The organism is Pseudomonas sp. BNK-15, assembly GCF_047456105.1.
In the GTDB taxonomy this organism is placed as follows: Bacteria; Pseudomonadota; Gammaproteobacteria; order Pseudomonadales; family Pseudomonadaceae; genus Aquipseudomonas; species Aquipseudomonas putida_E.
This window is the reverse complement of the sequence record NZ_CP179898.1, coordinates 2,618,269-2,640,628: the sequence shown is the minus strand read 5'-3', so window position 1 is coordinate 2,640,628 and position 22,360 is coordinate 2,618,269. Positions and strand designations below refer to the sequence as shown.

The window sequence follows — 22,360 nt, the reverse complement described above, 5'->3', positions numbered from 1 at the left end:
CCGTTTGGGGAAAAGACTGGGGGTGAGCATAGACAGTAACGGCCCTATCGCCGGCAAGCCGGCTCCCACAGGTGCTCGGGCAGCCTTGAGCAGCGGTGATCAACTTGCCGGCGGCAGGGCAAGCGCAGACGACCGAAAACTCAGCCCAGCAACGCCCGCAAAGCCCGGCAGTCCACCGCATGCCAGTCCACCAGTTCCGGCCATGGGTTATCCGGCAGGTTTACCAGCACCGTGCGCGCCCCGGCCGCTCGGCCGCAATCCAGGTCGAAGCGGTAGTCACCCACCATCACCAGTTCGCTCGGCGCCACACCCCAGGCACTGGCGATCTTCAGCAGGCCATCGGGGTTGGGCTTGGGCGCCGCCTCGTCACGACCGAGCACGTGCTCGACGGCAAAGCAATCCGCCAGGCCGATCGCCTCCAGCGTGACATGCGCCAGCTCACGTGCATTGCGGGTAAGGATGCCCAACCGGCAGCCACGCCCGGCCAGCTCCCGCACCAGCTCAACGGCACCGGTAGCAGCAGTCGAGGCAACCGCCAGGTCGCGCTCGTGCTCCAGCAGCCACGCGTGCTTGGCGGCCGCTTGCGCCGCAGGCAATGCCGCCAGGTGGGTGAGGATGTCGTCCTCGGGCGGAATCTCCAGTGCCTCACGAATGGCGGCAAAATCATGCACTGCCACGGTGAGGGTGCCGTCCATGTCGAACACCCAGTTGCGGATTTCGGCCAGGCTCATGCCCAGTCCTTGCGATGACGGATCAAGCCTTCCTGCGAAGACGACGCCACCAGCTGCCCCGCACGGTTGTAGATACTGCCCCGGCAGAAACCACGGGCATTGCCGGCCCATGGGCTGTCGGTGGCGTACAGCAGCCACTCATCGGCGCGCAGGTTGCCGTGGAACCACAACGAGTGGTCGAGGCTGGCGATCTGCATGTCGCGCTGCCACACCGATTTGCCATGGGGCAACAGCGAGGTGGTCAGCAGGCCGAAGTCCGAGGCGTAGGCCAGCAGGTACTTGTGCAGCGCGGGCACGTCCGGCAGGGTGCCGTCGGCGCGGAACCAGGTGTATTTCACCGGGTCGCCGGGCTTGGGGTTGAACGGGTCACGCTCGGTGACCGGGCGTATCTCGATCGGTTTGGCACACAGCACCTTGTCACGAATGCGCTCAGGCAGGTGGTCGGCCATGGCGCGGGCCAGTTCGACCTCGCTCGGCAGGTTCTCCGGCCCGACCACATCAGGCATCTGCGCCTGGTGCTCGAAACCTTCCTCGTCGTACTGGAACGACGCACTGCAAGTGAAAATGGTCTGGCCCTTCTGGATGGCCGTCACGCGCCGGGTACTGAAGCTGCCGCCATCGCGCACACGGTCGACCGAATAGACCACCGGCAGGCTGGCATCGCCCGGGCGCAGGAAGTAGCCGTGCAGCGAATGCACATGGCGCGCGTCTTCGACCGTCTGGCTGGCCGCCGACAGTGACTGGCCCAGCACCTGGCCACCGTACAGCTGGCGGAAGCCCAGGTCCTGGCTGCGCCCACGGAACAGGTTCTCCTCGATCGACTCGAGGCTCAACAGGTCGACCAGGTCGTCCAACACATGACTCATCGGGGGTTCTCCTAGCAAGGCATCACAGCTCTACGGCGCTTTCATGAAGGCAAATGATACAGGGTTTGTCATCGGCACCGCGCATGACCGCTCATTCAGCGCGCAAGGTCTGCTCCCAGCGGGGCCGGTCGATGCGGTACAGCACGTGGGGCCGCAGCGGGTGCCCGGCGGGCAGGCGCGGGTGCTCGAAACTGCCTTGCAGGTCCTGCTCCATGCCGATGGCCTGCATGACCTTCTGCGACGGCAGGTTGGCCTCGGTAGTGAACGACACCACCTCCTCCAGGCGCAATTGGGCGAAAGCACAACGCAGGCAGGTCCACGCCGCCTCGCTGGCAAAGCCCAGGCCCCAGTGCCGCCGGGCAAGGCGCCAGCCGATTTCCACGGCCGGCGCGAACGGCGCATCGAAGTTGACGTTGAGCAGGCCGGTCATGCCGATGAAGGCGCCGCTGTCCTTGCGTTCCAGGGCCCACAGGCCGAAGCCGTATTCGTTGAAATGGCCGCGGATCCTGCCGATCAGTGCCGCCGCCTCCAGCCGCGTCATGGGGGCTGGAAAGTAACGCATCACCTGCGGGTCGGCGCTCATGGCGGCGAACTCGCGCAGGTCGTCGTCATGCCATTGGCGTAACACCAGGCGGGCGCTTTCCAGTTCAAGGATGGGGGTCATGGGGCGTGCTCCGGTTTTGCCGTGCTACAGGTTCAGCGTAGGCGCGGCGCAGCACTTTTACCCACAACCCAACAACTGGCAAGATCAGCACTGGCCCCGATTGCGAACCCACCATGCCGTTGCCGCTGATCTACCACGATGACTACAGCCCGGAGTTCCCACCCGAGCATCGTTTTCCCATGGACAAGTTCCGCCTGCTGCGCGACCACCTGGTCGAGAGCGGGCTGACCACCGACCAGGCTTTGCTGCGCCCGCAAATCTGCCCCAACGACATCCTCGCCCTGGCCCACGACCGCGACTACATCGAGCGCTATATGCACGGCGAACTGTCGCGCGAGGACCAGCGCCGCCTGGGCTTGCCCTGGAGCGAGGCCTTGGCGCGGCGCACCGTGCGGGCAGTGGGCGGCTCGTTGCTGGCTGCCGAAATGGCGCTGCAACACGGCCTGGCCTGCCACCTGGCCGGCGGTACCCACCACGCCCACTTTGACCACCCAGCCGGTTTCTGCATCTTCAACGACCTGGCCGTGATCAGCCGCTACCTGCTTGAAGCCGGGCGGGTGCACCGGGTGCTGATCTTCGATTGCGACGTGCACCAGGGCGATGGCACCGCGCGCATCCTGCAGGACACCCCGGACGCCATCACCGTATCATTGCACTGCGAACAGAACTTCCCGGCGCGCAAGGCCCACAGCGACTGGGACATTCCGCTACCGCGGGGCATGGGTGACGCCGCCTACCTGAAAGTGGTGGAAGATGCGCTCAACTACCTGTTGCCGCTGTATCAACCCGACCTGGTGCTGTATGACGCCGGTGTGGACGTACATAAGGACGATGCCCTCGGCTACCTGCAACTGACCGATGCCGGCTTGGCTGCGCGCGACGAGCATGTCATGCGCCACTGCCTGGGGCGGGATATCCCGGTGGTCGGCGTGATCGGCGGCGGCTACAGCAAGGACAGGGAAGCCTTGGCGCGGCGCCACGGCATCCTCCACCACAGCGCGGCGAAGGTCATCAGTTGTTCACAATGACTGTGGAACCGCCTGTGGATAACCTGCTGGAAAGCCGCTACAGCCCTTTACCACCGTGCCCTGCAGCATACTGATCATTTTTTGCTCAGTGCTTGCATGGCCCCTGCTGCGTTAGAATGCGCGGTCTTTTCCACAGCCTGCTGACCACCATGTCCGATCTACGCCCCGCATCCCCTCCCCTGGCTGTCGTCATCGGCGCCGGCCCCGCCGGCCTGATGGCCGCCGAAGCCCTGGCCCAGGCGGGCCTGGCAGTGCAGGTGTTCGACGCCATGCCGTCGGTGGGCCGCAAGTTTCTGCTGGCGGGCGTCGGCGGCATGAACATTACCCATTCCGAGCCCTATCCCCAGTTCGTGGCGCGCTATGCCGAACGCGAAAGCGAGATAAAGCGGCTGCTGGGCGACTTCGATGCCGATGCCCTGCGCCAGTGGATACACGGCTTGGGCATCGATACCTTCGTGGGCACTTCGGGCCGAGTATTCCCGACCGACATGAAAGCCGCGCCATTGCTGCGCGCCTGGCTCAAACGCCTGCGCGACAGCGGCGTGGTTATCCACACCCGCCATCGCTGGCTGGGCTGGCACGCCGACGGCGCCTTGCAAATCGCTTATCCACAGGGCGAACTGCAGGTAAAGGCTGATGTTGTTGTGTTGGCCTTGGGTGGCGGCAGCTGGGCCAGGCTGGGCTCCGACGGCGCCTGGCAACCTGTGCTGGCCGAACGGGCTGTGGATATCTCCCCCTTGCAAGCGAGCAACTGCGGGTTTGAAGTCGCAGGCTGGAGTGCGCTGCTCAAGGACAAGTTCGCCGGCGCGCCGCTGAAGAACATCGCCCTGGGCATGCCAGGCACGGCAACGCGCAAAGGTGAGTTCATCCTTACCGCCCAGGGTGTCGAGGGCAGCCTGGTGTATGCCTGGTCTGCACCGTTGCGCGAGGCCATCAACCGCGACGGCCAGGCAACGCTGCTGCTCGACCTGCTGCCGGACAAGCCTGTGGACAAGATTGCCCAGGCCCTGGCCAAGCCGCGTGGTTCGCGGTCGATGGCCAAGCACCTGCACAGCCAACTGGGCATCGACGGGGCGAAGGCGGCACTGCTGCGTGAACTGACGGATCAGGCGACGTTTGCCGATATGGCCGCGCTGGCGCGAGCGATCAAAGCGTTACCGATCACGCTGGTACGCACCCGGCCGCTGGACGAGGCGATCAGCAGTGCCGGTGGCGTGCGCTTCGAGGGGCTGGATGAGGGGTTGATGCTCAAGGGCATGCCTGGCGTGTTCTGTGCCGGCGAGATGCTGGACTGGGAGGCGCCGACAGGGGGGTATCTATTGACGGCGTGCTTTGCCAGTGGGTTGCGGGCCGGGCGGGCAGCGGCGCAATGGCTGGCGCGGTCTGCGTGACAGGATGCGGGGCCGCTTTGCGACCCTTTCGCGACCGCCCGTAGGAACGGCCTTGTGTCGCGAAAGGGCTGCAAAGCAGCCCCAAAACCTCAAGGCTTGCGCTTCTTGGGCCCGGTATTGAAGCTGGGCACTTTGCGCACCGACTTGACCGGAGCCTCGTCGCCACTGTCCATCCAGCGCCCCAGCCCGCGCTTGGCACTGTTCTCTTTCGGCTTCTTGGGCTTTTTCGGCTTCTTGATCACCTGGCCACTGGCATCGGTCATCGGCACCCGGTGATCGGGGATGAAGTCCGGTTCTTCATGGCGCGGCAAGGTCTGGCGAATCAGCGTCTCGATCGTTGCCAACTGCTGCACTTCATCGGCGCACACCAGCGAGATCGCCTCGCCTTTATTGCCGGCACGGCCCGTGCGACCAATACGGTGCACATAATCCTCGGCCACGATCGGCAGGTCGAGGTTGACCACCAACGGCAGGTCGTCGATGTCCAGGCCGCGGGCGGCAACGTCGGTGGCGACCAGTACCTGGATCTCACGGGCCTTGAAGCTGTCCAGCGCGCGCTGGCGCGTGGCTTGCGGGCGGTCACCGTGAATGCCATCGGCGTTCACCCCCTCGCCCAGCAGCCGCTCCACCAACTGGTCTACGCCATTGCGAGTCTTGGCAAACACCAGTACCTGCTTCCAGCGCTGCTTGCGCAGCAGGTGGCAGAACAGGTCGACCTTGCGCTTCTTGTCCACCGGCACCAGCCACTGCTTGACCGTGGTGGCAGCCGCGTTGCGCGGGCTGACCTCGATGCTCAGCGGGTCATTGAGCGCCAGCCCTGCCAGCATGCGGATCTGGTCGGAGAAAGTAGCGGAAAACAGCAGCGTCTGGCGCTTGCGCGGCAGTGCCGCGTATACCGACTGCAGCTCTTCGGCAAAACCCAGGTCGAGCATGCGGTCGGCTTCGTCGAGCACCAGGGTCTGTACCTGGTTGAACTTCACCGCGTTCTGGCGGAACAGGTCGAGCAAGCGCCCCGGGGTAGCCACCAGCAGGTCGACGCCACGACGCAGGCGCATCATTTGCGGGTTGATGCTGACCCCGCCATACACCGCGTACGTGCTCAGCGGCAGGTTTTCGGCGTATTCGCGCACGTTGTTGTGCACCTGCTCGGCCAATTCACGGGTCGGTACCAACACCAGGGCACGGATCGAGTTGCTGGCGACCTTTTCCCCTTCCAGCGCCAGGCGCTGCAGCACAGGCAGCGCAAAACCGGCAGTCTTGCCGGTGCCGGTCTGGGCCGCGGCCATCAGGTCGCGGCCGGCCAGCACGGCGGGGATGGCCTGGGCCTGGACCGGGGTCGGGGTGGTGTAGTCCAGCTGCTGCAGGGTGCGCAGCAACGGTTCGATCAGGCCGAGTTTGGCGAAATTCATGGCAATACCGTCAGGGGGTTCAGCGAAGGCGGCAAGTTTACCGCAACACCCCAGCCTACTTGCAGGTTTCGCCCTCGAGCGATGCAGTGGGCTGCGCCGGCCTGCGCCACTGCGGCAGGCCGATCAGCACCACGGCACTGATGATCACCGCCATCGCCAGGCATTCCTCTGCGCCGATCTGCTCGCCGGCAAAGACGATACCAAGCAACACTGCAACCGCCGGGTTGACATAGGCGTAGCTGGTGGCCGCCGCCGGGCGCACATGCTTGAGCAGGTACATGTAGGCGCTGAATGCCAGGATCGAGCCGAACAAGACCAGATAAGCCAATGCGCCCCAACCTGCCGCAGTGGGCATCTGAGTCAGGCGCTCACCCGACAGGGCGCTGCCCAACAGCAATACCGCACCACCGACCAGCATCTGGGCCGCACTGGCCATGGGGCCTTGGGGTAACGGCAGGCTCTTGCTCCAGACCGACCCGAACGCCCACGCGGCAGCCGCAAACAGGATCAGCGCCGCACCGATGGGGCTGGCCTGCAGGTTAGAGCCGAGGTTGAGCAGGCCGATGCCAACCAGCCCAAGGAAGATGCCTGCCCACTCCAGGCGCGAATTGCGATGGCCGAACAGCAGGCCAAACACCAAGGTAAACAGCGGCACCGTAGCCACCGCCAGCGCAGCGACGCCAGAGGCAACGCCAGCATGCTCTGCAACCGTCACGCCGCCATTGCCGCAACTGAGCAGCAGAAAACCCACGGCCCCTGCTGCACGCCATTGCGGCCAGGTCGGTGCCGGCACCCCGCGCCAGCGCAAAAACCCATAGAGCAGGCCCCCGGCGATAAGGAATCGCACCCCGGCCATCAGCATCGGTGGCCAGGACTCCACACCGATGCGAATGAACAGGTAGGTCGAGCCCCAGACCAGGTACAAGGCCAGAAAGGCACCAATCAGCAATAACGGGAAGCGGCGGGAGGCAGGCATGGCAAAACTCGAAATCCGTTTACGGGGAAATGAGTTTAGGGAGCCTCGCCGCCAAGATTAAGTTACAAAACCGGATTAATTGGGCAGCACAATTTTGCGTAATGGCTGGGGTATACGGCGCAATGGCAATCAAGCGCCGCCGAGCTTCAATGCTTCAACAACAGACGCCCTTCGATCGGCACATAGCGGCTGGCCGCTCGTATCAGCGACATGGCGGTCAACCCCGGCACACCGTAGACCACCGCCTCGGCGCCATGACGCTGTATCACCCGCTCCAGCAGCAGGTCGAAATCACCATCGCCCGAAGCCAGTACTACCTGATCGACACGGCTGGCTGCATCGATCACATCCAGGGTTATCCCCACATCCCAGTCACCTTTGGCCGAACCATCGCTGCGCTGGATGAACGGCTTGAGGCGCACATCGAAACCAAGGTTGCGCAGGATCTGCTGGAACTGCTGCTGTTTGCTGTCCCCACGGTCGATGGCATACGCCACGGCCTCGACGATCTCACCCTCGCGGCTGACTTCAGACCACAGCGCGGTGTAGTTGAAGTGACAGCCGTGGGCCTGGCGCACGGTGTAGTAGAGGTTCTGCACATCGGCGAACAGTGCGATTTTCTTCACTACATACCCTCGGCTGAAGGGGCGCAACGCGCCCCCGAAAATGCCAGCAGTATGCCAGACCGATCAGACGAAGGTGTCGTCGTCCGAGAAGAAGCCGCCATCATCGCTGCCATAATCGCTGTCAGCGAAACCACCCTGATCAGCGCCCCAGCCACTATTGTCGGCCACCTGCGGCTGCGCGCCCTCGTCGTTCCAGCCAGCGGTATCACTGGCCGGGGCCGGTTCTTCCTTGATCACCTCGACCACCTCTTCCGGCTGCGAGTGGTGGTTGAACAGGCTGCTGATGCCTTGTGCCAGCAACACACCACCGGCCACACCGGCAGCGGTCTGCATCGCACCACCCAGGAAGCTGCTGGCACCACCCCGAGCCGGCGCGGCGCCGAAACCAGGTTGCGCCGCCTGCGGCTGGGAGAAGCCCGGGGCACTCGGCTCCCGCCAACCGCCTGCCGAAGCGACCGGCGTGGCAGGCCGCTGGGGCTGCTGTGATGGTTGGGCAGGCTGCGGATTACGCCCAGTGGCGCCAAAGATGCTGGAAAGGAAGCCACCACTGCTGGTGCTGCTGGTGCGGGAAGCCTCGACCTGGGCACGAGCCTGTTTGAGCTCTGCTTCCAGTTGCTTGTTCTGTTCGTCCAGGCGCTTGAGCGCAGCCTCCTGTACCAGGATTGCCTGGGCCATGTAGTAAGGCGCCGCCGGCTGCTCGCGCAGGTGTTCCTCGATGCGCGCCTGGGCCTGTGCATCACGCGGCTGGCTGGGGTCTTCGGCTTGTTTGATGCGGCCAAACAGGCCATCGATCAGGGTTTGTTCTTCAGTGTTCATGGGCTACCTCATGGGGAGCAGGACATCGGACGTGTCAAAGATGGGGCGCGCAGGCGGCGGATTCAATTACTGGCCTGGTGAAACTTTTTTCAGCAATTGACTGCTCTGGGCTAAAGTTAGGCCCCTGCTTTTACTGCCATGCGATGTTGACCGATGAATCCGCTGAGCGTTTTGCGCGACTCCCTCTACTTCTTCCGCCGCCACCTGGCAAACATCATCCCGCTGTGCTTGCCGCTGGTCGTACTCGAAGCCCTGGTAACCCAACTGTTGTACCAGCAGTTGGGCGACCAGGCCTCACCGGCCTACAGCATGCTGGTGAGCCTGCTGTTCTACCCGCTTTACAGTGCGGCGCTGATTCTTTACCTCGACACCCGCAGCAACGGCCAGGACATCCCCAAGCGCGACCTGTTTGCCCGCGCCATGCAGCTATGGCCTCAATTGGCGCTGCTGATCATGATCAGTTCGCTGCTGATCATGGCCGGGCTGGCGCTGCTGGTCTTCCCGGGGGTATGGATCATGATCAACCTGGTGTTCGCCGAGTATCTGCTGGTGCTGCGCGGCCTGCCGGTGGTGCAGTCGATGCGCGAAAGCGCACGCATGACCACCGGGCACTTCATGCGCATCATGCTCTGCGTACTTGCCGTGCTCGCCCCGATCTGGCTGATTGACGGGCTGCTGCTGATCGCCTTCCCCGAGCCTGCACCCGCCCTGGAGCTGGCCATGGCCAGCCTGCTCGGCTTCCTGCAGTTGTTCAGTACCGTGGTGCTGTATCGCCTGTTCATGCTGCTGGAGAGCAAGAACGACGCCTGAACTGTCTCCCAGTCAGGTACCGCGCGGTTTGGCCCGCGCGGTGGCCTCCGCCACCAGCGGGTCGTCCGGCCAGTAATGCTTGGGGTATCTACCCTTGAGGTCCTTCTTCACCTCTGCATAGGTGGTGCGCCAGAAGTTGGCCAAATCCTGCGTCACCTGCACTGGCCGCCGCGCTGGCGACAGCAGGTGCAGCTTGACCTGCTGGCGACCTTGGGCGATGCGCGGCGTGTCAGCCATGCCGAACAGCTCTTGCAGGCGCACGGCGAGGATCGGCGGGTTTTCACTGTAGTCGAGCCGGATACTGGAGCCCGACGGCACAGCCAGGTGCGCGGGCGCCCATTCGTCCAGGCGCTGGGGCAGCGGCCAGGGCAACAGATTGCGCAAGATCGAAGGCAGGTCCAGGGCGGCGAAATGGCTCAGGCGGGAGACTTTGCCCAGATAAGGCTGCAGCCAGTGCTCCAGGCTGGCCAGCAGCGCCTCATCACCCAGGTCGGGCCACTCGCTGTGGCCGTCTTTTTCCAGGTCGAGCTGGCGCAACAGCGCTATTCGCGCCTGCCACTGGCGCAACTCTGGCGTCCAGTTCAGCAGGTTCAGGCCTTTGCGCCGCACCAGGCCTAGCAGTGCCCTGGCGCGGGCGTCATCATCCAGCCCAGGCAACGGTTCACGGCTGAGTACCAGTTCGCCGACCTTGGTCTGACGCTCGGCACGCAACACCTGCTCGCGCTCGTCCCAGTCGAGAATGTCGACGCGCTCCACCTGTTCGGCCAGCACATCGTCGAGCAGCGCCGGGTCGAATTCGGCAGCCAGGTAAATCCGCTCTTCCCGCTGCCCCTGGCGGCTGCCCAGGTCGGCGATGACCAACCACGGGCATTTCATCAGCGCATCGGCCTCGGCGAACAACGCGGCACGGCCGTTGGCCAGGCGATACTCGGCCCCGCCCTCGCGACGCTGCTGGGCAACCCGGTCGGGATAAGCCAACGCCAGCAGGGCGCCGAGCCAGCGTGGATGCTCAGGATCGGCAACCGCCGCACCGGCCTTGCCGCGCAGCAGCCCCCGATACTGTCGGGCCAACTGCCGGGCACGCTGCACACCGCCCTGGCCGCCACGGCTGGCTTTGCTGTCACCGCTGATCAGCGCCAGCCGGTCATGCAGGTCGGCGCCACCTGCGCGCTGGATGTCGCGCTCGCCCAACAAGGCGGCAACATCGCAAGCCATCGCGGCCAAGCCCAGGTCCTGGCCGCGCAGCAGCAGGTGAGCGATTCGCGGGTGAGCCGGAAGCTCGGCCATGGCCTGGCCGTGTTCACTGAGGTTGTCGCGGCTGCCCAGCTTGAAAGCGCCAAGCCGCGCCAGCAGGTCCTGCGCCTGGGAAAATGCCGCCGCTGGAGGCTGGTCCAGCCAACGCAACTGGTCAGGCGTAACACCCCATCGGCCAAGTTGCAGCGCCAGGCCAGCAAGGTCTGCCTGGAGGATTTCGGCACTGCCATGTGCTGCCAGCTGGTCGTGCTGCGCCTCTGACCACAAGCGGTAGCACACGCCCGGCTCCAGGCGACCGGCACGGCCAGCCCGCTGGGTGGCGCTGGCACGGGAGATGCGCTGGGTGTCCAGGCGCGTCATGCCGCTGCCGGGGTCGAAACGCGGTACCCGGGCAAGGCCGGCATCGATGACCACGCGCACGCCGTCGATGGTCAGGCTGGTCTCGGCGATGTTTGTGGCCAGCACGACCTTGCGCAGGCCCTGGGGCGCCGGATCGATGGCGGCACGCTGGGCATTGAGGTCGAGTTCGCCATGCAAGGGGCACAGCAGAATGTCCGGGCGCTCGGCCAATGATTCCTGCAAACGTTGGTGAACCCTGCGGATCTCAGCCTGGCCTGGGAGGAACACCAGCACACTGCCGGGTTGATCGGCCAAGGCCTGTAGCACGCTGTCCACCACCCGTGGCTCGATGAATTCCCCAGGCTGGAACGGCCGGCCCCAACGAATATCAACCGGGTACATGCGGCCTTCGCTGCTGATCACCGGCGCGTCGTCGAGCAGCCGGGACAGGCGCTCGCCCTCCAGGGTTGCGGACATCAGCAGAATTTTCAGCGGCGGATCGTCGCGCAGCAGTTCCCGGCCATTGAGACTCAGCGCCAGGGCCAGGTCGGCATCCAGGCTGCGCTCGTGAAACTCATCGAAGATCAGCAGCCCTACCCCCTCCAGCGCAGGGTCTGCCTGCAACCGGCGGGTCAGGATACCTTCGGTGACCACTTCGATACGGGTATTGGGCCCGACCTTGCTGTCCAGGCGAATGCGGTAACCCACGGTTTCGCCGACTTTTTCGCCCAGCTCGCTGGCCAGCCGTTCGGCTGCCGCGCGCGCCGCCAGCCGGCGGGGTTCCAGCATCACGATGGTCTGCCCGGCCAGCCAGGGTTCATTCAACAGTGCCAGCGGTACACGGGTGGTCTTGCCTGCGCCGGGCGGCGCCTCGAGCACCGCTTCGTGACGGTTTTCCAAGGCATGGCGTAAAGCCGGCAGGGCAGCATCGATCGGTAAGGAAATCATGGTGGTCCTCGAACAGTCTGGCGAGTATAACGGCGAACCCAGCCTGCTCTATCATGGTCTTAGCATCAGGTGCCGGCGTATCGCCCCACCTTGTGGCAACTTTCTTCGGAGATTCAAATGCGCATCCCATCCCGCGTCATCGGTGGCGCCCTCATCGCCACCTTGCTGACCCAGCTGACGGCCTGCGGCACACTGTTCTACCCCGAACGCCGCGGGCAGATCGAGGGCAAGGTCGACCCGGTAATCGTCGCCCTCGATGCCATCGGCATCCTGTTCTACGTGATCCCAGGCCTAATTGCCTTTGGCGTCGACTTCGCCACAGGTGCCATCTACTACCCTGGGGGCACCACGGCACAAGTAGCGCCAGAAAAACTGCGCGAGGCCATCAAGTCCGATGGCAAGGTCGACAACCTCAAGCTGCAGGCCATTCTCGAAAGCGAACTGGGCCAGCGCCTGCCGCTGGACGACCCGCGGTTGATCCAGCATCGCGGCAGCGTCGAGCAACTGGCAGCGTTCGGCCTGGTGCCGACAGCCTGAAACCTGCAAGGAAACCACCCTCGGCATGATCACCTCGGCTGAACACCAGCGCCTGCTACGCCTGGCCACCCGCGCCTCGCTCGCGGTGGCCAGCATCCTCGTGCTGAGCAAGGCTGTGGCCTGGTGGCTGAGTGGCTCGGTCAGCCTGCTGGCCGGGCTGACCGATTCGGCGCTGGACGCGGTCGCCTCGTTCCTCAACCTGCTCGCAGTGCACTATGCGCTACGCCCGGCTGATGATGACCATCGCTTCGGCCACGGCAAGGCAGAAGCCTTGGCAGGCATGGCCCAGGCAGTGTTCATCGGCGTGAGTGCGGTACTGATCGGGGTTCAGGCCGCCGAGCGCCTGCAATCGCCACAGCCCTTGGGTGATACTGCCGTCGGTATCGGCGTGATGCTGCTGTCGCTGGTACTGACGCTGGCCTTGCTGGCGCTGCAACGCAAGGTGGTGCGTGTGACAGGCTCAACGGCGGTGCGTGCCGACTCGCTGCATTATCGCTCTGACCTGCTGCTAAATGGCAGCATCCTGCTGGCCTTGCTGCTGGCACGCTACGGCTGGCCGCAGCTGGATGCGCTGTTTGGCCTGGGTATCGCGCTGTACATCCTGTGGAGTGCACTGCAGATCGCCCGGGAAAGCACGGCAATCCTGATGGACAAGGAACTGCCCGGCGACATCGGCGAGGGCATGGTCGAACTGGTGCTGGGCATTGCCGGGGTCAAGGGAGTACATGACCTGCGCACCAGGGTGTCGGGCAATCAGTGGTTCGTGCAACTGCATCTGGAGCTGCCGGGGCAGTTGCCGTTGCACGAAGCACATGCCCTGTGCGTCCAGGCCTCTGAAGTCATCCGCCAGCGTTATCCACAGGCGGATGTGATGGTGCATGCCGACCCCGTCTGAGGCTCAATTGATACTGTAGCCCCGGCCACTGAAACACGCCCCCAGCGCCCGCCGGTAGTTGTCTGCAACATTGGCCGGCGGTGCGCTGGGGGCGGTTGCAGGGTCGAAGTTGGACTGGCTCACCGCCCAACGGTGGCACTGGTAGCGGTCCTGGTCCTGCTGCTCCTGGCCTTGCCCATGCATCGGGTAGGCCACCACATCGTATGCGTTGCCTGAAGGGGCTTGCGCCACGGGCACCGGTGCCGGTGCAACCGCAGGCGGGCTGACCACCACGTACTCCTGGCTGTCTGCCAGGTACTGGTAATACGTATCGGCCACCAGGAAGAGCAAGGCACCCCCCACCCACACTTCACGTGCATAGGATGGCAGGTAGCCGACCCGCACCCCGTACGGCGGGGCTACCACGATGTAGCTGCCGCCATGCGGCTGGTACCAGTAACCACCTGAGTAGAAATAGTCCTGCCCACGGTAGGGCACTTTCCAGTAGCGGTCCGGGAAACGGTCGATGCTGTGCCCGGGGCGATACTGCGGCCCCGGCCCCCAACCATTGCCATGGCCATCCGGCCGCCCCTGCCAGTCGCCACCAGGCCGTTGACCAGGGCCGCCAGCCTCCCAGTGCCGGTAATCGGCATTGCGCCGGGGAATATCCTGGTAGTAGCCCTGGCGGGCGGGCTGGGTCTGGTGCACTTCATCGCGCGAGTTGAGCGGCGAACGGCCTTCGTAACTACCGTTGGGATCCTGCCGGCCATTGCCACCATGCCCGTCTTCAGGGCCCTGGGCCATCGCCCCCAGGCAGATGCTCACGCCAAGCAAACCAACACCTGCCAACTGCCAGATGCGCGACTTCATGTTGTTCCTCACGGTCAAGATAACGGCACGCTGCCAGTCTACCGTGCCCGTAACGGACAAACAGATGAAATCGCGGCCATGAAAAAAGGGAGGCCTTGAGGCCTCCCTTTGAGAATTGTCGTCCGTGCTCGGCACTTGTGGCGCCGGCTCACCTCATACGCTCTTGTGGAGGTACGTAGCCCGGGGGCCTGGCGGATCCTGTTGGATGGCTGGCCGCGACCGCCCGCCTAGGGCGCGTCGCCGTGGACTGATGTCCGGGCAGTGATTCTGTTGATAAAGATACGGGACAGGGGGCGGCAGCGGATTGCGAATATTGCTCAGATAAATAGCACTTGCGCAATTTTTAACCCTGGATCGATAATTCACCGCAATCTGATCAGAAAAGGCCTTTTCCATGAGCAAGCTTGACCGCTACGACCTGAGCATCCTCGCCGAATTGCAGCGCGATGCGCGCATTTCCAACCAGGAGCTGGCCGAACGCATTGGCCTGTCGCCCTCACCCTGCTCTCGTCGGGTCAAGCAACTGGAAGACGACGGCTATATCTCACGGCAAGTCGCCCTGCTCGACCGCAAAAAGCTTGGCCTGAGCCTGACGGCTTACGTGCTGATCGGCATGGACCGGCACACCCCGGAGCGCTTCGAGACCTTCGAGGCAGCCATCCGCAACTTGCCACAGGTGCTCGAATGCAGCCTTGTAACCGGCATGGATGCCGACTATCAGCTCAAGGTGGTGGTACCGGACATGGATCACTACCAGAAACTGCTATTGGGCAGCCTGACCCGCATCGAAGGCGTCACCAGCGTGCGCTCGAGCTTCGTGCTCAATCAGGTGCTGGCGAGTACCGAACTGCCCCTGACCCACCTTCGTTGATTGGCTGCTGAGCTTGCCTGGAGAACACACAGATGGATCCGGCTGTATTTGAAGAATGGATGATGATCATCCTGGTCACCGTGCTGATCGGTTTCATGGGCTTCATCGTCTGGGACTTGGCAAAGAAATCCAAGGCCGGGCGCTTTGGCACGATGATCCTGTTCTTCGTGCTAGGGCTGGGGGTGCTGGCCTTTATCATCAAGACCGTGGTCGTGGGGTTTCTGGAAGGGGTGTAGCGCCCTCTCAAGCCGCATCGCCGGCAAGCCGGCGCCCACAAATGCCAAGGCCTGCGCATTTTCTGTGGGGGCCGGCTTGCCGGCGATGAAGCCAGCGAGCATTACAGCTTGGCCGGCACCTCGCGCCAACACCCCTGCTCCAGCCCATCCAGCGCCCAATCACCGATCCGCACCCGCACCAGGCGCAAAGTCGGCAAGCCCACCGCCGCTGTCATGCGCCGCACCTGGCGGTTACGCCCCTCGCGAATCACCAACTCCAGCCAACTGGTCGGCACGCTCTTGCGAAAGCGTACCGGCGGGTTGCGCGGCCACAGCTCAGGCTCATCGAGGCGCCGTGCTTCGGCAGGCAAGGTCGGCCCGTCATTGAGCTGCACGCCCTCGCGCAAACGCGTTAGCTGCTCATCGCTCGGCTCGCCTTCCACCTGTACCCAGTACGTCTTGGCCAGCTTGTGCCTGGGGTCGGCGATGCGCGCCTGCAAACCGCCGTCGTTGGTCAGCAACAGCAACCCTTCACTGTCACGGTCCAGCCGCCCGGCCGGGTAAATGCCAGGAATATCGATGTAATCCTTGAGCGTGGCACGGCCATCGCTGTCGCTGAACTGGGTAAGCACATCGAACGGTTTGTTGAACAGGATCAGGCGAGGCTCGGCCGGTGGCGCCTTGGGCTGGCGCTTTGGGCCGGCAGGCCGCGCCTTGGGGTGGCGCGGCTTGGAACGGGGTGGCAGTGGCATGGATCCTCAGCGGAACGGCGGCTCATCGAAGCTGCGCAGTTTACGCGAGTGCAGCGAATTGAGCTCGGTGCGCAGCAGGTCGAGGGCGGCGATACCGATCTTCAAGTGCTGGCTGACCGCGCGGTTGTAGAAGGCGTTGGCCGACCCAGGCAGCTTGATTTCGCTGTGCAGCGGTTTATCGGACACACACAGCAAGGTGCCATATGGCACTCGCAGGCGATAACCCTGGGCGGCGATGGTGCCGCTCTCCATGTCTACCGCCACGGCCCGCGACAGGTTGATCAGCGGCCGTTCCTGGGCCCAGCGCAGCTCCCAGTTACGGTCGTCGTATGTCAGCACGGTGCCGGTACGCAGGCGCTTCTTCAATTCCTCGCCACGTTCGCCGGTAACCTGGGCTGCCGCCTCCTGCAACGCCAGTTGCACCTCGGCCAGGGCCGGGATCGGGATGTTCGGCGGCACCACCCGGTCAAGGATACCGTCGCGGCGCATGTAAGCGTGCGCCAGCACATAGTCCCCGATGGTCTGCGACTGACGCAGGCCCCCGCAGTGGCCGATCATCAGCCAGCAATGCGGACGCAGCACGGCCAGGTGGTCGGTGATGTTCTTGGCGTTGGACGGGCCGACGCCGATGTTGACCAGGGTGACACCATCACCGTCGGCGGCGATCAGGTGATACGCCGGCATCTGATAGCGGTGCCAGACCACGCTGGCCACCAGGGCCTGGGCCTCACCATGGTCCATGCCTTTTTCGATCGCCACGTTGCCCGGCAGCACCATGCGCACGAAACGCGGGTCGTCACGCAGCTGTTCAAGGCCATGGCTGATGAACTGGTCGACATAACGGTGGTAGTTGGTCAGCAGGATCCAAGGCTGCACATGGCGCCAGTCGCTGCCGGTGTAATGCACCAGGCGGCGCAGCGAGAAGTCCACGCGGGCGGCGTCGAACAGCGCCAGTGGCAGGGTTTCGGCACTGCCCCAGTCACACAGCCCATCGGCGATGTTGTCGGTGGCGGCGGACAGATCGGTACTGGGGAATACCCGTGCCAGCTCGGCGGCAGTGATGCCGCTGCCCGCCAGTTCATCGCCCTGGTCGACCACGTAAGGGTACGGGATGTTCTGCTCGCTGACACCTACCTCGACGGTCACGGTGTAGTCGTGCATCAAGGGGCGCAACTGCTCGAGCAGATAACCCCGAAATGCCGCAGGCTGGGTGACTGTGACGCTGTAGGTGCCCGCCACCTGTACCTTGGCATAGGCACGGGTGGTGGCGGCGACTTCGCCGTGGCTGTAATAGGTCAGGCGCAAGGCCGGGTAGCGGTAAACGGCGCGCTCGTCGGCGTCCGGCTCGGTGCGGTCCTTCAGGTAACGCTTGAGGGCCTGGCTGAGGGCCCCGGTGGCCTGTTCATGCAAGGCCGCCAGACGGTCGACGGCCTGTTCGGGGGTATCAACGACTACAAAGGCTTGGCTCACACTGTGCTTCCTGTCTGGACATGCATGTCAGCCATCTTGCCTGCCTTCGCCGGTAAAAACACCCCCTGTCAGCCGGGCCAGACCGGCGTGGCCCGTGCCACCAGCGCCTGGACATCGGCGCCGCGCGGCAATGCCCCGTAAACGCGACCGCCGCCGGCCAGCCGGCTGCCGATGAAGGCATCGCTGACTGAGGTGTTGCCCGCTTCCAGCAACAGCTTGGCCTGCAGGGCCAGGGCGATGTCCTCGGTCAGCTGCCGGGCACGATACTGAATGTCGCCCGTGTCGGCGAACGCGCCCTTGAGATTGCCGATGTGCGCCGCCAGCCGTGGATCGCCATGGCCATCGCCCAGTTCAGCGAACAGCGCGTCGAGCACGCCCGGCTCCTTGGACAAGGCCCGCAGCACATCCAGGCACTGGACGTTGCCCGAACCTTCCCAGGTGGAATTGACCGGTGCTTCGCGGTACAAGCGCGGCAGGATGCTGTCCTCGACATAACCGGCGCCGCCCAGGCATTCGGCAGCTTCGTTGATCATCGCGGGCGCGCGCTTGCAGATCCAGTACTTGCCCACCGCCGTGACCAACCGGGCGAAGTGCGCCTGCTGCGGATCATCGAGTTGCTCTAGCGCTTGCCCCATGCGCAGGCTCAAGGCCAGGGCCGCTTCGCTTTCCAGTGCCAGATCGGCCAGCACGTTCTGCATCAGCGGCTGCTCGCTCAGCACCCGGCCGCCGACCTTGCGGTGTGCGCAGTGGTGGGTGGCCTGGGTCAAGGCCTGGCGCATCAGGGCGCTTGAGCCGACCATGCAGTCGAAGCGGGTCATGGCCACCATCTCGATGATGGTTGGCACTCCCCGCCCCTCCTCGCCGACCATCCAGGCCAGAGCGCCACGCAGCTCCACTTCGCTGGAAGCATTGGAGCTGTTGCCGAGCTTGTTCTTCAGGCGCTGGATGTAGAACTGGTTACGGCTGTCATCCGGGCGATGGCGTGGCAACAGGAAACAGCTCAAGCCTTTGTCGGTCTGCGCCAGTGTCAGGAAGGCGTCGCACATCGGCGCCGAACAGAACCATTTATGCCCAACCAGCTCGTAGGCCTGGCCCGACCCCGGGCTGCCGACAGGATAGGCGCGGGTGGTGTTGGCGCGTACATCGGTACCGCCCTGCTTTTCTGTCATGGCCATGCCGATGGTCACACCTGCCTTGTGCTGATCGCCGACGTTGCGGGGGTCGTACTCGCGGGCGAGAATCTTCGGCAACCAGTACTCGGCCAGCTCAGGCTGCAGCCTGAGTGCGGGGACAGCGGCAAAGGTCATGGTCAGCGGGCAACCGGTACCGGCTTCTGCCTGGCTGTGCAGGTAAGTCATCGATGCCCGGGCTACATGGGCACCGGGGCGCGGCTCGGCCCAGGGCAACGACGGCAGGCCGTGTTCGACGGCCGTACGCATCAGCTCGTGGTAGGCGGGGTGGAACTCCACCAGGTCGATGCGGTGCCCGTAACGGTCATGGCTGCTGAACGCTGGTTTGTGCGCGTTGGCCAGAAAGCCTGCGGCCATCAGGGGCCCACCGGCCAAGGCACCGTAGGCATCGATCCGCGATTCGGCCCAGCCGGCACCGAAACGCCGCGACCACTCCTGCAGTGGCAGGTCCAGGCGGTACAGGTTGGCGCCGTCGAGGGACGGTGGCTGATTGGTGACTTCGTGGGTTTCAGCGTACTGGTGCAGGTTCATCGGGAGCTCCTGGGGCCGGGTATGCATGAAAGTCCCAGTGAAGCACTCCCTGTGGGCCAGTCAAAGTGACAATAATGACTAAACAGGTGGCAACGCACACCATCGTGGCATGCGCCCGGCAGCCTTCAGAACCGGGTAACCCCCGAAGCCGCCCTGCCCGCCGTTACCTGCACCTGCGCTATCGCCACATTCAGCGTCAACTCGAAACGGCTCCCCAACCCCCGCGTAGACTCATGCATCAACGTGCCCCCCAGCACCTCGCCCAACTGCCGGCAGATCGACAGGCCGATGCCCAGGCCACCGTAGCGCCGGGTCATCGAGCCATCGACCTGGAAGAAGCGCTGATACAGGATCGCCTGGTCCAGGTCATCGAAGCCGATGCCGCTGTCACTGACAGTGAAAGTCAGCGCCAGGCTGTCGGGCCCAAGCCGACGGCCGCGCACCTGAACCATCACGCCGCCCTGGTGGGTGAACTTCAGGCCATTGTCTACCAGGCAACCCAGGCAGCGCGTCAACTTATGCGCATCGCCAAGCAGTTCGTCCGGCAGCTCTGCGGGAATGTCCAGGCTCAGGTAAAGCCCTTTGCCAAGGGCCGTTCCAGCGTAGCCGGCACGCAGGTCCTGAAGCGTGCGGCGCAAGCTGAACGGCACCGGCTGCGCGCGCAGGCGACCTGCCTGCAGCTCGGTGAGGGTAAGAATATCGTCGACCATGTCCATCATGTTCTGCGCAGAGCCCACCGCCGTGCGGTGGTACTGGGCCATCTCGGCGCTCAGCGGCAACGTGTGCATCAGCTCCAGCGAGCCGATAACACCGTTCATCGGGGTGCGCAGTTCATGGGTGATCGTGGCGAGGAATTCATCCTTGAGGTGGTTGCTCCTGGCCAGCTGCTGGTTCAGTTGTTCCAGTGTCCGCCCGGTATCACGCAGGGTCTGCGCCTGCTGTTCGCGCATGCTGTTGATACGGTCGGCCAGGGCCAGGGACAACAACGCCACTTCCAGCGCCGCACCGAGCTGGCTGGCATACATGGTCAGGAACACATTGGGCAGGTACCCCAGCACCATCAGGGTATTGACCAGCCCGCCCAGCAGGAACGCCGTCCAGGCAATGATGAACCAGCGAGCCACGCGCAGACCGCGCACCCAGGCGTATAGCCCCGCAGTGAAAATGCTGACGGTGAACAGCAGGGCCAGCACAGTGGCCATGCGCAAGGCAATGCCATAGGGCATGCTCACCGCCAGCAGCATCACCAGCACTGCCCCGAGCATCAACAGTTGCAGCAGCCGATCGAACCCTCGGCTGATCGTGCCCAGGCGCAGGAAGTGGCGGGCGAACTGGCAACCGAACAAGCCGGCAGCACCGATGAACAAGGGCGTGGCGGCATTCGCCCACCAGGGGCTGTTCGGCCAGAAGTACGCCACCCCTGCGCCGTTGACCGACACCTGGTAGAAGCCGAACGAGGCAATATAGAGGATGTAGTAGAGGTAACTGACGTCCCGAACGCTGAGGAAGATGAACAGGTTGTACACCAGCATCACCAGCAACACCCCGTAGATCATCCCCAGCACATACAGGCGCGTGGGCTGCTCTTCCATGTAGGCCTCGGCAGACCACAGCGCCAACGGCGCCTGTACCGAGCCCTGGCTGTGCAGGCGCAGGTAGACGGTGGTCGCCTGATTGGGCTGCAGCGGCAGTTCGAACAGGTAGTTGTTCTGGCGGATCTGCCGGCTGTCGTAGGGCAAGGCATCGCCGGTACGCTGTGCCAGGCGGTAGGTACCATCGGCGCCCGGCAGATAGAGCTCGAGGTGATCCAGCGGCGGGTACGCCAGCTCCAGCAACCATTGGCGCGGTGCGGGGTTGGCCGAGGCCAGGTAGCGCAAATCGACCTTGAGCCAGAACACCGAAGTCGAATAGCCGGCATTCAGCACTTGTTCACGGTGCAGGCGAAAACGCTTGGCGAAGGTGGGCGCGGTAACCTGGGCGATGCTGGCGCTGCCCTCGCGGTCTTCATAGACCTGCATGGTGCTGCCCAGCGAAAGGTACCGGGTGGTGTCGTCGAAATCGACCGCAGTGGCCAGCACGGGCAAGCAGCCCAGAAGCAAAATCAGCAAATAGCGCATACGGCCCCAGCATGGCGTGCCCGGACACGTCGCAATGGCCCCCTATCCCTATGAGACGACGAATTCCGGCAAAGCCCGTTTATCGAGTTATCCGAGCACTCTAGCATAGCTTTGAAGGCTGGCAACGGGCCATCTTGATTTAAGCTTAAAAGGCTCTAGATCAGTGCTTTCAGGCCAGCTAAAAGCACAAAGCTGACCCATCGATCAACAAAACCCGTTTGTAGGACGATCCGTACAAAAGGGTTTGGTGGTAAGCTCGCCGACCATGAATACCTACAGCTCCCGCCCCGTTGTCCTCTGTCTATCCGGCCACGACCCAAGTGGCGGTGCCGGCTTGCAGGCAGATATCGAAGCCCTGATCGCCCAAGGCTGTCACGCCGCACCTGCGGTGACCGCCCTGACCGTGCAGGATACCGTCAATGTTTCCGACTTCCGCGTGCTCGACCGCGAGTGGGTGCTGGCCCAGGCCAATGCCGTACTGGCCGACTCCACGGTAGCCGCGGTCAAGCTGGGCATGCTCGGCTCGATCGAAATGGTCGATACCGTCGCCGAACTGCTCAGTGCCCACCCGCACCTGCCGGTGGTCTGCGACCCGGTGCTGCGCGCCGGTGGCGGTGGCCGGCTGGGCAAGGACGAGGTCGGCTATGCCCTGCGCGAGCGCCTGTTGCCGCTGGCCGCCATCGCCACCCCTAACCTGCCCGAGGCCCGCATTCTTGCCGAACTGCCCGAAGGTACGGCAGACGAGTGTGCCGAAAAATTGTTGCCGTTCTGCAAACACCTGCTGATCACCGGTGGCCACGGCGACGAAGACGAAATCCACAACCGCCTGTACAGCCGCGATGGCCAGCATCATACCTGGACCTGCCAGCGCCTGCCTGGCAGCTACCACGGCTCGGGTTGTACCCTGGCCAGCACGTTGGCCGGCCGCCTGGCCTTGGGCGAAGCCCTGCAAAGCGCCGTGCGCAGTGCACTCGACTACACCTGGCGCACCCTGCGTGACGCCGAGCAGCTGGGCAAGGGCCAGTTCGTCCCGCGCCGCCTGCCCCTGGACTTCTGCTCCTGATACGAGGCTTTC

21 protein-coding genes are annotated in these 22,360 nt (G+C 64.2%); 8 read left to right on the top strand and 13 right to left on the bottom strand.

The genetic code is table 11. The features are described from left to right. Positions 1-140: 140 nt before the first annotated feature. The 3 genes from ACMGF5_RS12100 to ACMGF5_RS12090 form a co-directional block, all read right to left on the bottom strand. Positions 141-731: an HAD family hydrolase gene (locus ACMGF5_RS12100; RefSeq protein WP_196997427.1), complete on the bottom strand. Its 591-nt coding sequence runs from the start codon at positions 729-731 to the stop codon at positions 141-143. Further along, entirely contained in the window at positions 728-1,597 is an 870-nt protein-coding gene (gene tesB / locus ACMGF5_RS12095) for an acyl-CoA thioesterase II (RefSeq protein WP_012312594.1), read from the bottom strand. Before tesB ends, ACMGF5_RS12100 begins: the two co-directional genes overlap by 4 nt. Positions 1,598-1,688: 91 nt before the next feature. Further along, positions 1,689-2,261 (bottom strand): GNAT family N-acetyltransferase, encoded by a 573-nt coding sequence (locus ACMGF5_RS12090; protein WP_046785152.1) that lies wholly within the window; start codon positions 2,259-2,261, stop codon positions 1,689-1,691. Positions 2,262-2,374: 113 nt separating this feature from the next. On the opposite strand from ACMGF5_RS12090, the gene ACMGF5_RS12085 reads away from it, so the two are divergent. Beyond that, the gene (locus ACMGF5_RS12085; RefSeq protein ID WP_174140973.1) at positions 2,375-3,289 is read left to right on the top strand and encodes a histone deacetylase; all 915 of its coding nucleotides are present in this window, start codon (positions 2,375-2,377) and stop codon (positions 3,287-3,289) included. 149 nt (positions 3,290-3,438) lie between these two features. Beyond that, entirely contained in the window at positions 3,439-4,680 is a 1,242-nt protein-coding gene (locus tag ACMGF5_RS12080) for a TIGR03862 family flavoprotein (protein ID WP_414157809.1), read from the top strand. An 89-nt stretch (positions 4,681-4,769) separates the two neighbouring features. Here the strand turns inward: ACMGF5_RS12080 and ACMGF5_RS12075 are convergent, their stop codons facing one another. The 4 genes from ACMGF5_RS12075 to ACMGF5_RS12060 form a co-directional block, all read right to left on the bottom strand. Continuing rightward, positions 4,770-6,089 carry a DEAD/DEAH box helicase gene (locus ACMGF5_RS12075; RefSeq protein ID WP_012312590.1) on the bottom strand — a complete coding sequence of 440 codons (1,320 nt, stop codon included), beginning with the start codon at positions 6,087-6,089 and terminating at the stop codon, positions 4,770-4,772. Positions 6,090-6,144: 55 nt separating this feature from the next. Next, on the bottom strand, positions 6,145-7,065 hold the full coding sequence (gene yedA / locus ACMGF5_RS12070) for a drug/metabolite exporter YedA (protein ID WP_125923520.1): 921 nt from the start codon (positions 7,063-7,065) through the stop codon (positions 6,145-6,147). A gap of 146 nt (positions 7,066-7,211) precedes the next feature. Further along, positions 7,212-7,691, bottom strand: a complete 480-nt coding sequence (locus ACMGF5_RS12065; protein ID WP_012312588.1) for an NYN domain-containing protein — start codon at positions 7,689-7,691, stop codon at positions 7,212-7,214. A gap of 63 nt (positions 7,692-7,754) precedes the next feature. Beyond that, the gene (locus ACMGF5_RS12060) at positions 7,755-8,507 is read right to left on the bottom strand and encodes a DUF2076 domain-containing protein (RefSeq protein WP_414157808.1); all 753 of its coding nucleotides are present in this window, start codon (positions 8,505-8,507) and stop codon (positions 7,755-7,757) included. Between the two features lie 153 nt (positions 8,508-8,660). On the opposite strand from ACMGF5_RS12060, the gene ACMGF5_RS12055 reads away from it, so the two are divergent. Then, a complete protein-coding gene (locus ACMGF5_RS12055) occupies positions 8,661-9,317 on the top strand; it encodes a YciC family protein (protein ID WP_039603962.1) in 657 nt (218 codons plus the stop codon). A gap of 12 nt (positions 9,318-9,329) precedes the next feature. Here the strand turns inward: ACMGF5_RS12055 and hrpB are convergent, their stop codons facing one another. After that, positions 9,330-11,858 (bottom strand): ATP-dependent helicase HrpB, encoded by a 2,529-nt coding sequence (gene hrpB, locus ACMGF5_RS12050; protein WP_414157807.1) that lies wholly within the window; start codon positions 11,856-11,858, stop codon positions 9,330-9,332. 117 nt (positions 11,859-11,975) lie between these two features. On the opposite strand from hrpB, the gene ACMGF5_RS12045 reads away from it, so the two are divergent. Beyond that, positions 11,976-12,395, top strand: coding sequence for a polyribonucleotide nucleotidyltransferase (locus ACMGF5_RS12045; protein ID WP_323613415.1), 420 nt, complete (start codon positions 11,976-11,978; stop codon positions 12,393-12,395). Between the two features lie 25 nt (positions 12,396-12,420). Further along, positions 12,421-13,290 carry a cation diffusion facilitator family transporter gene (locus ACMGF5_RS12040; protein ID WP_323613416.1) on the top strand — a complete coding sequence of 290 codons (870 nt, stop codon included), beginning with the start codon at positions 12,421-12,423 and terminating at the stop codon, positions 13,288-13,290. Positions 13,291-13,293: 3 nt separating this feature from the next. Here the strand turns inward: ACMGF5_RS12040 and ACMGF5_RS12035 are convergent, their stop codons facing one another. Continuing rightward, positions 13,294-14,139: a DUF6515 family protein gene (locus ACMGF5_RS12035; protein ID WP_174140978.1), complete on the bottom strand. Its 846-nt coding sequence runs from the start codon at positions 14,137-14,139 to the stop codon at positions 13,294-13,296. Between the two features lie 394 nt (positions 14,140-14,533). Between ACMGF5_RS12035 and ACMGF5_RS12030 the strand changes: the two genes are divergently transcribed. Beyond that, positions 14,534-15,010 carry an Lrp/AsnC family transcriptional regulator gene (locus ACMGF5_RS12030; protein WP_003249795.1) on the top strand — a complete coding sequence of 159 codons (477 nt, stop codon included), beginning with the start codon at positions 14,534-14,536 and terminating at the stop codon, positions 15,008-15,010. Between the two features lie 32 nt (positions 15,011-15,042). Continuing rightward, positions 15,043-15,246: a DUF2788 domain-containing protein gene (locus ACMGF5_RS12025; protein WP_012312580.1), complete on the top strand. Its 204-nt coding sequence runs from the start codon at positions 15,043-15,045 to the stop codon at positions 15,244-15,246. A gap of 101 nt (positions 15,247-15,347) precedes the next feature. Here ACMGF5_RS12025 and ACMGF5_RS12020 read toward each other — a convergent pair whose 3' ends face one another. The 4 genes from ACMGF5_RS12020 to ACMGF5_RS12005 all read right to left on the bottom strand — a co-directional run bounded on the left by ACMGF5_RS12020 (position 15,348) and on the right by ACMGF5_RS12005 (position 21,285). Then, on the bottom strand, positions 15,348-15,977 hold the full coding sequence (locus ACMGF5_RS12020; RefSeq protein ID WP_046785145.1) for a pseudouridine synthase: 630 nt from the start codon (positions 15,975-15,977) through the stop codon (positions 15,348-15,350). A gap of 6 nt (positions 15,978-15,983) precedes the next feature. Then, entirely contained in the window at positions 15,984-17,447 is a 1,464-nt protein-coding gene (gene amn / locus ACMGF5_RS12015) for an AMP nucleosidase (RefSeq protein WP_046785144.1), read from the bottom strand. A 68-nt stretch (positions 17,448-17,515) separates the two neighbouring features. Continuing rightward, entirely contained in the window at positions 17,516-19,168 is a 1,653-nt protein-coding gene (locus ACMGF5_RS12010; RefSeq protein ID WP_119688212.1) for an acyl-CoA dehydrogenase family protein, read from the bottom strand. A gap of 125 nt (positions 19,169-19,293) precedes the next feature. After that, entirely contained in the window at positions 19,294-21,285 is a 1,992-nt protein-coding gene (locus tag ACMGF5_RS12005) for a hybrid sensor histidine kinase/response regulator (RefSeq protein WP_046785142.1), read from the bottom strand. A 265-nt stretch (positions 21,286-21,550) separates the two neighbouring features. Here ACMGF5_RS12005 and ACMGF5_RS12000 point away from each other — a divergent pair, with 265 nt between their 5' ends. Further along, positions 21,551-22,348 carry a hydroxymethylpyrimidine/phosphomethylpyrimidine kinase gene (locus tag ACMGF5_RS12000; RefSeq protein ID WP_115273499.1) on the top strand — a complete coding sequence of 266 codons (798 nt, stop codon included), beginning with the start codon at positions 21,551-21,553 and terminating at the stop codon, positions 22,346-22,348. Positions 22,349-22,360 lie beyond the last annotated feature (12 nt).

Excerpts from the sequence above, each read along its gene's own strand:
- ACMGF5_RS12100 (WP_196997427.1), bottom strand. The coding sequence starts at position 731 with ATGAGCCTGGCCGAAATCCGCAACTGGGTGTTCGACATGGACGGCACC.
- tesB (WP_012312594.1), bottom strand. The coding sequence starts at position 1,597 with ATGAGTCATGTGTTGGACGACCTGGTCGACCTGTTGAGCCTCGAGTCG.
- ACMGF5_RS12090 (WP_046785152.1), bottom strand. The coding sequence starts at position 2,261 with ATGACCCCCATCCTTGAACTGGAAAGCGCCCGCCTGGTGTTACGCCAA.
- ACMGF5_RS12085 (WP_174140973.1), top strand. The coding sequence starts at position 2,375 with ATGCCGTTGCCGCTGATCTACCACGATGACTACAGCCCGGAGTTCCCA.
- ACMGF5_RS12080 (WP_414157809.1), top strand. The coding sequence starts at position 3,439 with ATGTCCGATCTACGCCCCGCATCCCCTCCCCTGGCTGTCGTCATCGGC.
- ACMGF5_RS12075 (WP_012312590.1), bottom strand. The coding sequence starts at position 6,089 with ATGAATTTCGCCAAACTCGGCCTGATCGAACCGTTGCTGCGCACCCTG.
- yedA (WP_125923520.1), bottom strand. The coding sequence starts at position 7,065 with ATGCCTGCCTCCCGCCGCTTCCCGTTATTGCTGATTGGTGCCTTTCTG.
- ACMGF5_RS12060 (WP_414157808.1), bottom strand. The coding sequence starts at position 8,507 with ATGAACACTGAAGAACAAACCCTGATCGATGGCCTGTTTGGCCGCATC.
- ACMGF5_RS12055 (WP_039603962.1), top strand. The coding sequence starts at position 8,661 with ATGAATCCGCTGAGCGTTTTGCGCGACTCCCTCTACTTCTTCCGCCGC.
- hrpB (WP_414157807.1), bottom strand. The coding sequence starts at position 11,858 with ATGATTTCCTTACCGATCGATGCTGCCCTGCCGGCTTTACGCCATGCC.
- ACMGF5_RS12045 (WP_323613415.1), top strand. The coding sequence starts at position 11,976 with ATGCGCATCCCATCCCGCGTCATCGGTGGCGCCCTCATCGCCACCTTG.
- ACMGF5_RS12040 (WP_323613416.1), top strand. The coding sequence starts at position 12,421 with ATGATCACCTCGGCTGAACACCAGCGCCTGCTACGCCTGGCCACCCGC.
- ACMGF5_RS12035 (WP_174140978.1), bottom strand. The coding sequence starts at position 14,139 with ATGAAGTCGCGCATCTGGCAGTTGGCAGGTGTTGGTTTGCTTGGCGTG.
- ACMGF5_RS12030 (WP_003249795.1), top strand. The coding sequence starts at position 14,534 with ATGAGCAAGCTTGACCGCTACGACCTGAGCATCCTCGCCGAATTGCAG.
- ACMGF5_RS12025 (WP_012312580.1), top strand. The coding sequence starts at position 15,043 with ATGGATCCGGCTGTATTTGAAGAATGGATGATGATCATCCTGGTCACC.
- ACMGF5_RS12020 (WP_046785145.1), bottom strand. The coding sequence starts at position 15,977 with ATGCCACTGCCACCCCGTTCCAAGCCGCGCCACCCCAAGGCGCGGCCT.
- ACMGF5_RS12010 (WP_119688212.1), bottom strand. The coding sequence starts at position 19,168 with ATGAACCTGCACCAGTACGCTGAAACCCACGAAGTCACCAATCAGCCA.
- ACMGF5_RS12005 (WP_046785142.1), bottom strand. The coding sequence starts at position 21,285 with ATGCGCTATTTGCTGATTTTGCTTCTGGGCTGCTTGCCCGTGCTGGCC.
- ACMGF5_RS12000 (WP_115273499.1), top strand. The coding sequence starts at position 21,551 with ATGAATACCTACAGCTCCCGCCCCGTTGTCCTCTGTCTATCCGGCCAC.